The organism is Lactobacillus sp. WILCCON 0059 (genome assembly GCF_057197985.1).
In genome coordinates this window covers 1,541,019-1,554,556 of sequence record NZ_JBUBHN010000001.1, presented here as the reverse complement: position 1 = coordinate 1,554,556, position 13,538 = coordinate 1,541,019, and the positions used below count along the sequence as shown (strand labels likewise).

Annotated in this window: 13 protein-coding genes; all 13 read left to right on the top strand. The window is 51.6% G+C overall.

From position 1 onward, the window contains the following. Nucleotides 1–152 precede the first annotated feature (152 nt). Nucleotides 153–1,367, top strand: a complete 1,215-nt coding sequence (locus ACYVUT_RS07295; protein ID WP_484500460.1) for an MFS transporter — start codon at nt 153–155, stop codon at nt 1,365–1,367. Further along, nucleotides 1,368–1,622 (top strand): DUF2087 domain-containing protein, encoded by a 255-nt coding sequence (locus tag ACYVUT_RS07290; protein ID WP_439775971.1) that lies wholly within the window; start codon nt 1,368–1,370, stop codon nt 1,620–1,622. A gap of 181 nt (nt 1,623–1,803) precedes the next feature. Continuing rightward, nucleotides 1,804–2,271, top strand: a complete 468-nt coding sequence (gene purE, locus ACYVUT_RS07285; protein WP_004560842.1) for a 5-(carboxyamino)imidazole ribonucleotide mutase — start codon at nt 1,804–1,806, stop codon at nt 2,269–2,271. Continuing rightward, a complete protein-coding gene (gene purK, locus ACYVUT_RS07280) occupies nt 2,261–3,385 on the top strand; it encodes a 5-(carboxyamino)imidazole ribonucleotide synthase (protein WP_484501758.1) in 1,125 nt (374 codons plus the stop codon). The genes purE and purK overlap by 11 nt, the downstream gene beginning before the upstream one ends. A gap of 43 nt (nt 3,386–3,428) precedes the next feature. Further along, nucleotides 3,429–4,724, top strand: coding sequence for an adenylosuccinate lyase (gene purB, locus ACYVUT_RS07275; protein WP_439775973.1), 1,296 nt, complete (start codon nt 3,429–3,431; stop codon nt 4,722–4,724). Between the two features lie 306 nt (nt 4,725–5,030). Further along, nucleotides 5,031–5,753, top strand: coding sequence for a phosphoribosylaminoimidazolesuccinocarboxamide synthase (gene purC, locus ACYVUT_RS07270; protein ID WP_439775974.1), 723 nt, complete (start codon nt 5,031–5,033; stop codon nt 5,751–5,753). 4 nt (nt 5,754–5,757) lie between these two features. After that, on the top strand, nt 5,758–6,006 hold the full coding sequence (gene purS, locus ACYVUT_RS07265; protein ID WP_050890377.1) for a phosphoribosylformylglycinamidine synthase subunit PurS: 249 nt from the start codon (nt 5,758–5,760) through the stop codon (nt 6,004–6,006). Further along, nucleotides 6,006–6,680 (top strand): phosphoribosylformylglycinamidine synthase subunit PurQ, encoded by a 675-nt coding sequence (purQ, locus tag ACYVUT_RS07260; protein WP_439775975.1) that lies wholly within the window; start codon nt 6,006–6,008, stop codon nt 6,678–6,680. The genes purS and purQ overlap by 1 nt, the downstream gene beginning before the upstream one ends. After that, nucleotides 6,680–8,902 carry a phosphoribosylformylglycinamidine synthase subunit PurL gene (gene purL / locus ACYVUT_RS07255; protein ID WP_484501757.1) on the top strand — a complete coding sequence of 741 codons (2,223 nt, stop codon included), beginning with the start codon at nt 6,680–6,682 and terminating at the stop codon, nt 8,900–8,902. Before purQ ends, purL begins: the two co-directional genes overlap by 1 nt. Then, nucleotides 8,878–10,356 (top strand): amidophosphoribosyltransferase, encoded by a 1,479-nt coding sequence (gene purF, locus ACYVUT_RS07250; RefSeq protein WP_484500457.1) that lies wholly within the window; start codon nt 8,878–8,880, stop codon nt 10,354–10,356. Before purL ends, purF begins: the two co-directional genes overlap by 25 nt. A 2-nt stretch (nt 10,357–10,358) precedes the next feature. Next, nucleotides 10,359–11,393 carry a phosphoribosylformylglycinamidine cyclo-ligase gene (gene purM, locus ACYVUT_RS07245; RefSeq protein ID WP_484501756.1) on the top strand — a complete coding sequence of 345 codons (1,035 nt, stop codon included), beginning with the start codon at nt 10,359–10,361 and terminating at the stop codon, nt 11,391–11,393. 9 nt (nt 11,394–11,402) lie between these two features. Continuing rightward, entirely contained in the window at nt 11,403–11,984 is a 582-nt protein-coding gene (purN, locus tag ACYVUT_RS07240) for a phosphoribosylglycinamide formyltransferase (protein ID WP_484500455.1), read from the top strand. Beyond that, nucleotides 11,985–13,526: a bifunctional phosphoribosylaminoimidazolecarboxamide formyltransferase/IMP cyclohydrolase gene (gene purH / locus ACYVUT_RS07235; RefSeq protein WP_484501755.1), complete on the top strand. Its 1,542-nt coding sequence runs from the start codon at nt 11,985–11,987 to the stop codon at nt 13,524–13,526. Nucleotides 13,527–13,538 lie beyond the last annotated feature (12 nt).

The following is a 13,538-nucleotide window of genomic DNA, read 5'->3' as shown; positions in this document are numbered from 1 at the left end:
TAAATAGTGGATTTTCCACCAAGAAATCTGTTTAACATTAGCAAAAAGTGAAGAAAATGATGGACTTTTTTTAGAAAGATGGTAAATTTAAGAGGTGTATTTAATCAGAAAAAATAAATATTTAGGGAGACAAATCAACTATTGGAGAAGACATGAAGAAATACAAATATATTTTTTACTACGTTAGCATCTTGTATACGATCGGGACCTCGCTATGGAGCGGAACGATCTACCTATTTATGCGGCACAATGGCTACAGCTACAGCCAGATCAATCTATTCTTAGAGATTTTCTGGCTGGTCACCTTCTTTGCCGAAATACCTTCTGGCTACATTGCTGACAAATTCGGATATCTGAAAACCATAATGGCCAGCGGGATCTTCAGAGCTGTAGGTTTGATAATTTTGGCACTCAGCCCCATGAACTTATTGTGGTTGACGGTCAGCGGGGTCTCGACCGCTTTGGGGGATTCCTTGCAATCGGGCACCATGACTTCCTGGATTGCCAACAAGGCCGTTGAGCATGGTGAAAAAGACCAGCTGGGCGCTATTTTCTCTGGCTACAGTATTATCGGCACGCCCTTGACCATGGCTGCCACCTTCGTTGGGGCTAATATTTTAGGCAATATCCGCCTGGACCTGCCTTTGCTTATCGGGGCGGCTTTTTTGCTCGCGACCAGTTTGACCATTATCCCACTTTTGAAATATGACAGCCAAAACCTGGCTGAGGCGGAAGAAGGGATGCCGAAGCTGAACCTGGTTGCCGATGTAAAATTTACGGTCAAGCAAGAACAGAAGACTTTTGCCTGGATCTTGCTTCTGCTTCCCGTGGCAATTATTTCAGCCGGCCCGCTTGACCAGTGGCAGATGTACTTTCAAAGAGGCAAGACCGTCAATTCTGGGACGATTTCTATCTTGATGAGTTTGTCCGGGATGCTGGCGATTTCCCTTTACAACCGCTATGTGTCCAAAAAGCCGCTGTCTAATAGAGGACAGACCCGCTTGATTGTTGTCAGCACGGTTATGATGGCTGCTACTTTGCTTGGCGTGGTTGGGTTGAAAAACTGGTATTATGGGTCTCTCGTCTTGTTCATGCCCCATACCATGTTTGGCAGTTTAGAAAATATGCTGGGCGGGATTGTTTTGCAAACGACGATCCAAACAGAGAACCGCCGGGCGACTATTATGTCTGTTGCCAATGCCTTGGACGCGGGCGCCGAAGTCGTGGTTTTGGCAATTAACGGCTTTTTGTCAGACCACTATGGCATCGGCTTTGCCTGGGTTAGTCTGGCTGCTGTCGGTTTGCTGATCTTTTTGCTAGCAATTTTTGGCATGCAGAGTAAAAAGTTGGAAGTTGAGGAAATTTAAATGGAGATTACAGGATTTTTCAAGGATGGCCGTCTACAGGTCATTCCCCGCAAGCAAAGGGCGAAAGATGCCTTGTTTGATGCTTTGATTGACCGATTTGAATTTGGCCGGGATTATACTGAAAAGGAAGTCAATGAAGTTTTGGCGGCAGTCTATGATGACTACGCTATTTTGCGCCGCTACTTGGTTGACACGGGCCGCTTGGAGCGGGACCCTTATGGCCATCATTACTGGCGGGCAGAAAAGGAAGATTGATTTTATGGCATTAAGACCACCTCTGGTGGTCTTTTTCTTACGACTTTTTAACTAAAAACGAATGTTAATAAGAAACTCTTGGTAAATAGTTCATCTTTCTCTTTAAAAAAGTTCAGTTTTCTGTTATCCTAAGGGAAAGCAGACAGGAGGAATAATCGTGACTAGTAGAATCAGTGTTGTAATGGGCTCCAAGTCAGACTGGGGCTATATGCAGGAAGCTTGCAAGCTGCTCGATAAGTTCGGGGTTGACTACGACAAGCAGGTTATTTCAGCACACAGAATGCCGGAAGAAATGTTCGCCTTTGCCCAAAAGGCAGCGGAAAACGGCACTAAGGTGATCATCGCCGGTGCTGGCGGGGCCGCCCACCTGCCAGGCATGATTGCCGCCAACACTCCCTTGCCGGTAATTGGCTGCCCGGCCAAGACCAGCGCTTTAGGCGGGATGGACTCTCTTCTTTCCATCGTCCAAATGCCAGCCGGCATCCCTGTAGCGACGACCGCCATCGGCCCGGCCGGCGCCAAGAACGCGGCTCTTTTAGCCATGCAGATCTTAGGCATCGAAGACAAAGAACTCCAGCAAAAGATCGTGGACTACCGCAAGGAAATGCACGACCAAGCCAAAGAAAGCAGTGCAGACCTTGTCTATTAAAATCAAGCCCGGCCAAACTATCGGCATCATTGGCGGGGGACAATTAGGGCAAATGCTGGCTTTTGATGCCAAGGCCAGCGGGATGAAGGTCATCATTCTGGACCCAACTCCGGCTTGCCCGGCTGGCCAAGCCGCTGACGACCAGATCGTGGCTGAATACAGTGATATCGAGGCTATCCATGAACTGGCCCGGCGAAGCGACGTCTTGACCTATGAATTTGAAAACGTGGACCTGGATGCCCTGGAAAGCGTCAAGGACCAGGTCTTTATCCCGCAGGGGACCAAACTCCTTTACACGACCAACAACCGGATCCGGGAAAAGACTTTTATCCAAAGTGCCGGCTGTGAAGTGGCCAAGTTCAGAGCGGTCAAGAACCGGGCTGAACTGGACGCTGCTGTTAGCAGCCTCGGCCTGCCAGCTGTTTTAAAGACCTGCGAAGGCGGCTATGACGGCAAGGGCCAGGTTGTTTTGAAGGAAACTGCCGACTTGGCCAAGACTGCTGATGTCTTGGCCTGCGGTGACTGCATTTTGGAAAAATTCGTTGACTTCCGCATGGAAGCCTCTGTCATGGTCGGCCGCAACTGCGATGGCCAAGTCACGGTCTTCCCGGTCAGCGAAAATATAAACCAGGGCGAAATCCTGCATGAAAGCATCGTGCCAGCCCGGATCTCACCGGACTTGGCCAAAGAGGCCCAGAACGCTGCTGTCAAGATCGCTGAAGCCATCGACTTGCGCGGGATCTTAGGCGTAGAAATGTTCGTCACTAAGGACGACAAAATCGTCATCAACGAACTGGCTCCCCGCCCGCACAATTCCGGTCACTACTCGATTGAAGCCTGCAACTTTTCCCAGTTTGCTGTCCACAACCGGGCAATTTGCAACTGGCCATTGCCAAAAATTAAGTTGCTCAGCCCGGTCGTCATGGTCAATGTTTTGGGCCAGCACGTGGCCGGAACCGAAAAGCTGATTGCTGAAAAGCCGCAGTGGTCCTTCCATGACTATGGCAAGGGCGAAGTCCGCAGAGACCGGAAGATGGGGCACGTGACGATCTTGACCGACGATGTCGACAAGACCCTGGCTGAGATTGCCGCGACCAAAGTTTGGGATGTATAATTAATAAGCAGATTATTGTTGATTTTTTAAAGGTGGAAAATAAATGATTGAACGCTATACCCGACCAGAAATGGGTGCCATTTGGACTGATGAAAAGAAGTATGAATGCTGGCTGGCAGTAGAAATCGCTGCTGACGAAGCTTGGTCCAAACTTGGCCACATTCCGGCAGAAGACGTGGAAAAGATCAAGAAAAACGCCAAGTTCAGCGTTGACCGCATCAACGAAATTGAAGCCGTGACCCACCACGACGTCATCGCCTTCACCCGGACCGTTTCTGAATCATTGGGGCCGGAAAAGAAGTGGGTGCACTACGGCTTGACCAGTACTGACGTGGTTGACACTGCCCAGGGCTACCAATTAAAGCAGGCTAACGACATCCTCCGCAAGGACATCCAGGACTTCATCGACATCCTGGCTAAGCGCGCCCTTGAATTCAAGGACACGGTTTGCATGGGCCGCACCCACGGCATTCACGCTGAACCAACTACTTTTGGCTTGAAGTTTGCCCGCTGGTACTCAGAAATGAAGCGGAACCAAGAACGCTTTGAACACGCTGCCCGCGGGGTGGAAGCCGGCAAGATCTCCGGTGCCGTCGGCACTTTCGCTGAAGTTGACCCGGAAGTTGAAGCATATGTCTGCAAGAAGCTGGGTTTGCGCGCTCAGGAAATTTCAACCCAGGTCCTGCCACGTGACCTGCACGCAGAATACATTGCCGCCATCGCCCTAGTCGCAACTTCTTTGGAAAACATCGCTACTGAAATCCGTTCTTTGCAAAGAACTGAAATCCATGAAGTTGAAGAACACTTCGCCAAGGGGCAAAAGGGTTCCTCTGCTATGCCGCACAAGCGTAACCCGATCGGTTCAGAAAACATTTGCGGGATGGCCAGAGTTCTCCGCGGCAATGTCGTAACTGCCTACGAAGACGTAACCCTCTGGCACGAAAGAGACATTTCCCACTCAGGTGCTGAACGGGTAATCCTGCCAGACAGCACCATTGGTCTTGACTACATGCTCAACCGGATGGGCAAGATCCTGGCCAACCTGGACGTCTTCCCAGAAACCATGAAGAAGAACATGGACAAGACTTTGGGCTTGATCTACTCCGGCCGTGTTCTGCTCAAGCTGGTTGAAAGCGGCATGAGCCGGGAAGCTGCCTACGACTTGATCCAGCCATACACGGCCAAGTGCTGGGCTGAACAAGTTCCATTCCGCCCTCTGCTTGAAGCAGACCCAACCATTCAAAAGCAACTGACTAAGGCTGATCTTGATGATGCCTTCGACTACCACTGGCACCTGCGCCACGTCGACGATATCTACAAGCGGCTTGGTTTGGAATAAGTGCAAAAAGACAATAATTTTTAATGCGATCCGCAATATAAAAAGAATAGAGAAATTTAGATAATCAAAAGCGACTCATAAAATGAGCCGCTTTTTTGTTCGGCTTTTCTCTGATATATCTTTTATTTTAAGATTATGTCCAAAAAGAATGGGATTGTTTCCGTTTGTAAGCGGAACATTAGCTAAAAATGTTCGCTAATCTCTTGACCAAACTTTTTTAAGTTGTTATCCTTAGTTCAAGAAAGAAATTACGAATAGTAATTCCTGTTTACATTATTATAGTTCGTGTTAATCGGAGGGTAAAAAATGGCAGAATTGCTTTATCAGGGTAAGACTAAGGAAATGTGGACCACTGACGATCCAGAAGTGCTCCGCGCTGTTTACAAGGATGACGCTACCGCTTTGGATGGCTTGAAGCACGACGTCTTCCAAAACAAGGGCGAACTTGACGCGGAAATTTCCAGTCTGGTTTTCGAATATTTGATGAAGCATGGGGTTAAGACGCACTTTATCAAGCGTCTGTCTAAAAACGAACAATTGGTCAAGAAGGTCAAGATGATTGACCTGGAAGTCGTTACCCGGAACATCGCGGCTGGATCATTCTGCAAGCGTTATGGCTTGAAAGAAGAAGGTGAGAAGCTGGACACTCCAGTTGAAGAACTCTTCATGAAGAGCGACGCCCTGCACGACCCGCTGATGAACGAATCAGACGCCATTGCCTTCCACCTGCTGACTCATGAAGAACATGAACAGATCTGGGAAATCTCCCGCCAGGTCAACCAGCTTTTGACCAAGCTGTTTGCCGAAGCAGGCATGCTGCTGGTTGACTTCAAGGTTGAATTCGGGACCCTGCCAAACGGCGAAGTCGTCCTGGCTGACGAATTCTCACCAGACAACTGCCGCCTGTGGGACATGGAAACCAAGGACCACATGGACAAGGACGTTTACCGCCGGCAAATCGGCAACCTGATCGATGTTTACGAAAGAGTTTTGGCCCGTTTGAAGGATGCTTTGGCCAAGGAGGATTAAGCAAATGACTACTGTACGGATTTACGTTACTTACAAGCAATCAGTTTTCGACCCGCAAGGTGAAGCCATCACCAACTCAATTCACTCTTTGGGCCACGATGAAGTCAAGGCAGTCAAGGTCGGCAAGTTCTTTGATGTAACTATTGAAGAAAAGGACAAGCCTGTAGCTGAAACTGTTAAGGAAATCTCTGAAGAGCTGCTGGTTAACTTCAATATGGAAACTTACAGCTACAAGATCTTGGAGGAAAAATAATGAAGTTTGCGGTAATCCAATTCCCGGGCTCAAACTGCGACATCGACCTCTACGAAGCCCTGCACACGGTTTGCGGCGCTGACGTGGCCTACGTTCCTTCAAAGGAAAGCAGCCTGGACGGCTTTGATGCTGTCATGCTGCCAGGGGGCTTTTCATACGGGGACTACTTGAGAGCCGGCGCTATTGCCCGCTTTACCAACATCATGCCAGCCATTGTCGAAATGGCCAAGGCGGGCAAGCCAGTCTTTGGGACCTGCAACGGTTTCCAGATCCTGACTGAAGCTGGCCTTTTGCCAGGTGCCTTGAAGAGAAATGACTCTTTGAAGTTTGTCTGCAAGACGGTTGAACTGGAAGTAGTCAACAACGACACCATCTTTACTTCCGAATACCAAAAGGGCGAGAAGATCAACCTGCCGATCGCGCACGCTGACGGCTCCTTCTACGCCGACCCGGAAACCTTGCAGAAGATTGAAGACAATGGCCAGGTCGTTTTCCGCTACTCAAAGGAAAACCCGAACGGCTCTTTGAACAATATTGCCGGGATCACCAACGAAAGAGGCAATGTCTTAGGAATGATGCCTCACCCGGAACGGGCAGTCGAAGCCCTCTTGGGCAACACCGACGGCTTGCGCCTGTTTAAGTCAATTTTGGACCACGCGGAGGTAAAAGCGTAATGATGCAGGAAATGACTCCAGAAGAAATCAAAGAAAAGAAGCCTTATCTCGATTGGAGCTTGTCTGAAGAAGAATACGACTACATCTGTGACAAGCTTTTGCACCGCTTGCCAAACTACACTGAAACCGGCCTTTTCTCAGCCATGTGGAGCGAACACTGCTCATACAAGAAGTCTAAGCCTGTTCTCCGTCTCTTCCCAACCAAGGGTCCGCGCATTTTGCAAGGGCCTGGTGAAGGGGCAGGGGTAGTTGACATTGGCGACGGCCAAGCAGTCGTTTTCAAGGCTGAAAGCCACAACCACCCAACTGCAGTTGAACCTTACCAAGGGGCAGCTACTGGCGTCGGCGGGATCCTCCGTGACGTCTTCAGCATGGGGGCGCGGCCAGTTGCAACTTTGGACTCCCTGCACTTTGGTGAATTAGATGACGCCCACACCCGCTGGCTCTTAAACGAAACTGTAGCCGGTATCGGCGGCTACGGCAACTGCATGGGCATTCCAACTGTCGGCGGTGAACTCACTTTTGACGACATCTACAAGGGCAACCCAGTCATGAACGCCATGAGCGTCGGCCTGTTGGACGTCAAGGACATGCAAAAGGGCCTGGCTCAAGGTGAAGGCAACGCCGTGATGTACGTCGGGGCTAAGACAGGCCGTGACGGGATCCACGGGGCAACCTTTGCTTCTCACTCATTTGACTCAGAACACGAAAGCCAACGTTCAGCCGTTCAAGTCGGCGACCCGTTTATGGAAAAGCTGCTGCTTGAAGCCTGCCTAGAATTGACCCAAAAGCACGCTGACTGGCTGGTCGGCATCCAGGACATGGGGGCAGCCGGGATCGTTTCCTCAAGTTCAGAAATGGCTTCAGAAGGCAAGTCCGGCATGGAACTGAACCTGGACCTGGTACCGCAAAGAGAAAGCGGGATGTCTGCTTACGAAATCATGCTGAGCGAATCCCAGGAAAGAATGCTGCTTTGCGTTAAGAAGGGCCACGAAGAAGACGTTAAGAAGATTTTTGACTTCTACGACCTTGACGCCGTTGTTATCGGCCGGATTACCAGCGGCCACAACTACGTTTTGCGCCACCACGGCGAAGTAGTCTGCGACATACCGGTAACCAGCCTGACTGAAGACGTTTTGGAAGAGCCAAGCGAAGAAAAGCAGCCGCAGCACATGATCGATGACGCGGCTAAGCCTGCCTGGGAACCAGAGATTACTGATTTGGCCAAGACTTTCAAGCAGATGCTGGCCCAGCCAACCATCGCTTCTAAGGAAATGTTCACCCAGACTTACGACTCCATGGTTAGAACCAGTACGGTTGTAGGGCCTGGTGAAGACAGCGGCGTTTTGCGGGTCCGCGGCACCCACAAGGGGATTGCCATGACCACTGACGGCAACGGTCGCTTCATCTACCTGGATCCGGAAATCGGGGGCAAGCGGGCCGTTGTTGAAGCTGCAAGCAACATCATCGCCAGCGGGGCAGAACCTCTGGCCATCACTGACTGCTTGAACTTCGGGAACCCGAACGAACCAGAAGTCTTCTGGGAACTTCACCACTCAGTCATGGGGATTGCCAAGGCCTGCGAAGTTCTGGAAACTCCAGTTGTTTCCGGGAACGTTTCCCTGTACAACGAAACTGACGACAAGTCCATCTACCCAACGCCAATGGTCGGCATGGTCGGTCTGGTCAAGAACCTGGACCACCTGGTCAGAGACAGCTTCCAGGAAGAGGGCGACGATCTTTACCTGGTTGGCCAAACCGGGGCAGACTACGCCGGTTCAGAACTGCAAAAGATGCTGACTGGGGAAATCTCCGGTTCTTTGAACGATTTGGACTTGGACCACATTAAGGGCTACCAAAACCGGCTCTTGGCCCAAATGGAAGCCGGCCACGTAGCCAGTGCCCACGACTTAAGCGAAGGCGGCCTGGCGGTCAGCCTGGCTGAAAGCAGCTTTGGCCACGGCATCGGGGCAGAAGTTGCCTGCGACTTGACCAGTGCTGAACTCTTCAGCGAAACTCCAGGCCGCTTCCTGGTCAGCGTGCCAAGCGAATACTCAGCTGAATTCGCTGCTGCTTTGGCCGGCGACGCGGTCAAGCTCGGCCAAACTGCTGGCGACAGCTTGAAGCTGACTTTGAAGGACCAAGCAGCTGACTTACCGGTAGCTGAATTGAAGCAAATTTGGGAGGAAGCCCTGCCATGCCTTATGAAATCAAAGGATTAAACGAAGAATGCGGCGTTTTCGGGATCTACAACGTTCCTGACGCGGCTAACGTGACCTACTTCGGTCTCCATGCCCTCCAGCACCGGGGCCAGCAGGGGGCCGGGATCGTGGCCAGTGACGGGCAGAAGCTCCGTCAGTTCCGGGACCGCGGTCTCTTGTCAGAAGTTTTCTCCAACCCAGCTGACCTGGACTTTTTAAAAGGAAACATGGCTATCGGCCACGTCCGTTACGGTACTGCCGGTTCAGATTCCCTGGCCAATGTCCAGCCCTTCCTTTTCCACTTCCAGGACGGGGAAATCGCTCTTTGCCACAATGGGAACTTGACCAACGCCCAGACTTTGAAAAAGCGCCTGGAAGATTCCGGGTCAGTCTTCCAGTCAAGCTCTGACACGGAAGTCCTGATCCACTTGATCCGGCGCAAGGTCCGCATGCCGTTTATTGAAGCCTTGAAGGCCAGCTTGAACGAGGTCAAGGGGGGCTTTGCCTTCCTCTTGATGACTAATGACACCCTTTATGCAGCCCTTGACCCTAACGGCTTCCGGCCGCTGGTTTTAGGCCGAATGGACAATGGCAGCTATGTCGTGGCCAGCGAATCCTGCGCCCTTGACGCGGTACACGCCAAGCTGGTCCGGGACGTGCAGCCAGGTGAGCTTATTATCATCAACAAAGACGGGATCAAGATCGACCATTATACGACTGAAACCCAGCTGGCTGTCTGCTCAATGGAATACATCTACTTTGCCCGGCCGGACTCCATCATCCACGGGGTCAACATCCACACCGCCAGAAAGCGGATGGGGATGCTGCTGGCCAAAGAACAGCCAGCTCCAGAAGATGCCGACATGGTCATTGGTGTGCCAAACTCCTCACTCTCAGCAGCGACTGGTTATGCTGAAGCAGCTGGATTGCCTTATGAAATGGGCTTGATCAAGAACCAGTACATTGCCCGGACTTTCATCCAGCCAACCCAGGCTCTGCGCGAGCAGGGGGTTAAAATGAAACTGGCTCCGGTCCGCGGGGTGGTCAGCGGCAAGAATATCGTAGTCGTTGACGACTCAATCGTCCGCGGGACGACTTCCCGGCAGATCGTGCAGATGCTGAAAGAAGCCGGCGCCAAGTCGGTGCACATGCGGATTGCTTCTCCGCCTTTCAAGTACCCGCACTTCTACGGGATCGACATTTCTGAAAGAAAAGACTTGATGGCGGCCAAATACAGCGTCAGCGACATGTGCAAGCTGATCGGGGCTGACAGCCTGGGCTTTTTAAGCATTCCAAGCCTGATCAAGGCGGTTGACATGCCAGATGCCGGCGACGCGCCAAATGGTGGTTTAACTGTAGCCTACTTTGACGGCAAGTACCCGACTCCTTTGTACGACTACGAAAACCAAATCAAGGAACCACTGGACGTTGAACCGGTCGAAGAAATTTTAAAGAAGCAAAACAGAGGTGAATGATCGTGAATCGCTATAAGGATGCAGGCGTTGACGTCAATGCCGGCTATGAATTGGTACGGCGGATCAAGGGGGCGGTAGCCTCAACCAAGCGGCCGGGTTACGTTGGCAATATCGGCGGCTTTGGCGGCCTGTTTGACCTTGATTCCCTGGGCTATGAGCACCCGGTCCTGGTTTCCGGGACTGATGGTGTCGGTACCAAGCTGATGATTGCCCAAAAGATGGACAAAAATGACACTGTCGGTATTGACGTCGTAGCCATGTGTGTCAACGATGTCCTGGCTCAAGGGGCAGAACCGCTTTTCTTCCTGGACTACATCGCCTGCGGGCACAACGATCCAGCCCTCCTGGCTTCAGTTGTCCAAGGCGTGGCTGAAGGCTGCAAGCAGGCAGGCGCCAGCTTGATCGGCGGGGAAACCGCGGAAATGCCAGACATGTACGCGCCAGATGAATATGACCTGGCCGGCTTTACGGTTGGGGTAGCGGAAAAAGACCGCCTTTTGTCAGTTGACACTCCACAAGCCGGGGACGTTCTCTTGGGCCTGGCTTCAAGCGGGGTTCACTCCAACGGCTTTTCACTGGTCCGCAAGATTCTCTTTAAGGACCATGACGTCAAGCTGACTGACACGCCAGCTGAATTAAAGGGCAAGAGCGTGGGTGAAAGCCTGCTGGCTCCGACCAGAATCTATATCAAGTCTGTCCTGCCTTTGATCAAGCAAGGCCTGGTCCACGGCGTGGCCCACATTACGGGGGGCGGCCTCATTGAAAACGTGCCGCGGATGTTTAATGACGGCCTGGTGGCAGAAATTACCGCTGGCAGCTGGGAAGTTCCAGATGTCTTCAACTACCTCAAGCAAGTTGGCAATTTGTCAGATGATGACTGCTGGCAGACCTTCAACATGGGCCTGGGGATGATTCTGGCAGTTCCAGCTGACAAGAAGGAAGAGGCCAAGCGGCTGCTTTTGGAAAGCGGCGAAAAGGTCTTTGAAGTTGGCCGCTTGAGCCAGAGAACTGACGGCGAAAAGATCATTATCAAATAGGTGGCAGCGATGAAAGTAGCAATTTTTGCATCCGGCAACGGAACCAACTATGAAGTTCTGGCCGAACATTTTCAAAAGGGCGACCTGCCCGGCGAACTTGCCCTGCTCTTTTGTGACCACCCGGACGCTCCGGTGATCAAGCGGGCAGAAAAATTCCACACCCCGGTAGTGACCTTTACGGTCAAGTCCTGCGGCGGCAAGCAAAAGTACGAAGAAAAGATCCTCCAGGTTCTGCAGGATTACCAGATCGACTTTATTGCCCTGGCTGGCTACATGCGGGTAATCGGGCCAACGATTTTGAACGAATATGAAGGCAGAATCGTCAACCTCCACCCGGCATATTTGCCGGCTTACCCCGGCCTGCACTCAATTGAACGGGCCTTTGCCGACCACCCGGCTGAAACTGGGGTAACGGTTCACTATATCGACTCTGGCCTGGACTCTGGTCCGGCTATTGCTCAAAAGCACGTGCCCATTTACGATGACGACACGGTTGATACTCTGGAAGCAAGAATTCACGAATGTGAACACCACCTGTATCCGGAAGCCTTAAGAAAAGCTTTGCTGAAATTTGAAGAGGAGAACAAATAAATGAAGCGTGCACTTGTAAGTGTTTCAGACAAGACCAACCTGGTTCCTTTTGTCAAGGGCCTGGTAGCCAATGATTATGAAATCGTGTCAACTGGCGGTACCAAGCGCGTTTTGGACGAAGCCGGCATCCCAACCATTTCAGTTGAGGACGTGACTGGCTTCCCGGAAATCCTTGACGGCCGGGTTAAGACCTTGAACCCCTACATCCACGGCGGCCTCCTGGCCCGGCGGGAATTGCCTGAGCACGTGGCAACCTTGAAGGAACACAAGATTACGCCAATCGACCTGGTTTGCGTTAACCTTTACCCATTCAAGCAAACCATTGAAAAGCCTGACGTGACCCTGGCCGAAGCCATTGAAAACATTGATATCGGCGGCCCAAGCATGGTGCGGTCAGCTTCTAAGAACTACCGTGATGTAACTATTGTCGTTGACCAGGCCGACTATGACCAGGTTTTGGCTGAAATTGAAAAAGACGGTTCTACCAGCTTGGAAACCCGGGCTAAGTTGGCGGCCAAGGCCTTCCGGCTGACTGCTTCATACGATGCCTTGATCTCCCAATACTTGACTGAAAAGGCCGTCGAAACTGCCCCGGAAAAGCTGACTTTGACTTACGATTTAAAGGAAGCCATGCGCTATGGGGAAAACAGCCACCAAAAGGCCTGGCTCTACGAAGATGCCCTGCCAAAGGCCTTCTCAGTTCTGCAGGCTGAACAATTAAACGGCAAGCAGCTGTCCTACAACAACATCAAAGACGCTGATGAAGCCTTGAGATGTGTCCGCGAATTCAGCAAGCCGACTGTCGTAGCCATGAAGCACATGAACCCATGCGGGATCGGCCAGGGCGAAACTTTGGAAGAAGCCTGGGACCGGGCATACGAAGCTGACCCTGTATCAATTTTTGGCGGGGTAATTGCCTTGAACCGGAAGGTTGACCTGGCAACCGCTGAAAAGATGCACAAGATCTTCCTGGAAATCATCATCGCGCCAGACTATGATGAAGATGCGTTGGCAGCTCTGAAGACCAAGAAGAAGAACCTGCGGATTCTCAAGCTGGACTTCAGCAAGAAGGATGAAGCAACCCGCAAGGAAACTGTTTCCGTTATGGGCGGTTTGCTGGTACAAGACCAAGACGTTCTGGACGAAGACTTTGCTGACTGGGAATGCGTAACTGAAGCTAAACCAACGCAAGAACAGCTGGAAACTCTCCTCTTTGCTTGGAAGGCCGTTAAGCACACCAAGTCCAACGCCATCGTTGTCGCTAACAACGAACGGACTCTGGGCGTTGGCGCCGGCCAGCCAAACCGGATCGATTCTGAAAAGATTGCCATCGACCACGCGGCAGAAGCCTTGGATGACCGGGCAGTCATTGCCAGCGATGCTTTCTTCCCATTCAGTGACTGCGTTGAATACGCCGGCAAGCACGGCATCAAGGCAATCGTGCAGCCAGGCGGGTCTGTCCGTGACCAGGAATCCATCGACATGGCCAACAAGTATGGCATTGCCATGGTCTTCACCGGCGTTCGTCACTTTAGACACTAAAAAGGCTGATAA

Coding starts and splice junctions, on each gene's coding strand:
- purC (WP_439775974.1), top strand. CDS start 5,031: ATGGCAGAATTGCTTTATCAGGGTAAGACTAAGGAAATGTGGACCACT.
- purL (WP_484501757.1), top strand. CDS start 6,680: ATGATGCAGGAAATGACTCCAGAAGAAATCAAAGAAAAGAAGCCTTAT.
- purS (WP_050890377.1), top strand. CDS start 5,758: ATGACTACTGTACGGATTTACGTTACTTACAAGCAATCAGTTTTCGAC.
- ACYVUT_RS07290 (WP_439775971.1), top strand. CDS start 1,368: ATGGAGATTACAGGATTTTTCAAGGATGGCCGTCTACAGGTCATTCCC.
- purF (WP_484500457.1), top strand. CDS start 8,878: ATGCCTTATGAAATCAAAGGATTAAACGAAGAATGCGGCGTTTTCGGG.
- ACYVUT_RS07295 (WP_484500460.1), top strand. CDS start 153: ATGAAGAAATACAAATATATTTTTTACTACGTTAGCATCTTGTATACG.
- purE (WP_004560842.1), top strand. CDS start 1,804: ATGGGCTCCAAGTCAGACTGGGGCTATATGCAGGAAGCTTGCAAGCTG.
- purH (WP_484501755.1), top strand. CDS start 11,985: ATGAAGCGTGCACTTGTAAGTGTTTCAGACAAGACCAACCTGGTTCCT.
- purN (WP_484500455.1), top strand. CDS start 11,403: ATGAAAGTAGCAATTTTTGCATCCGGCAACGGAACCAACTATGAAGTT.
- purB (WP_439775973.1), top strand. CDS start 3,429: ATGATTGAACGCTATACCCGACCAGAAATGGGTGCCATTTGGACTGAT.
- purQ (WP_439775975.1), top strand. CDS start 6,006: ATGAAGTTTGCGGTAATCCAATTCCCGGGCTCAAACTGCGACATCGAC.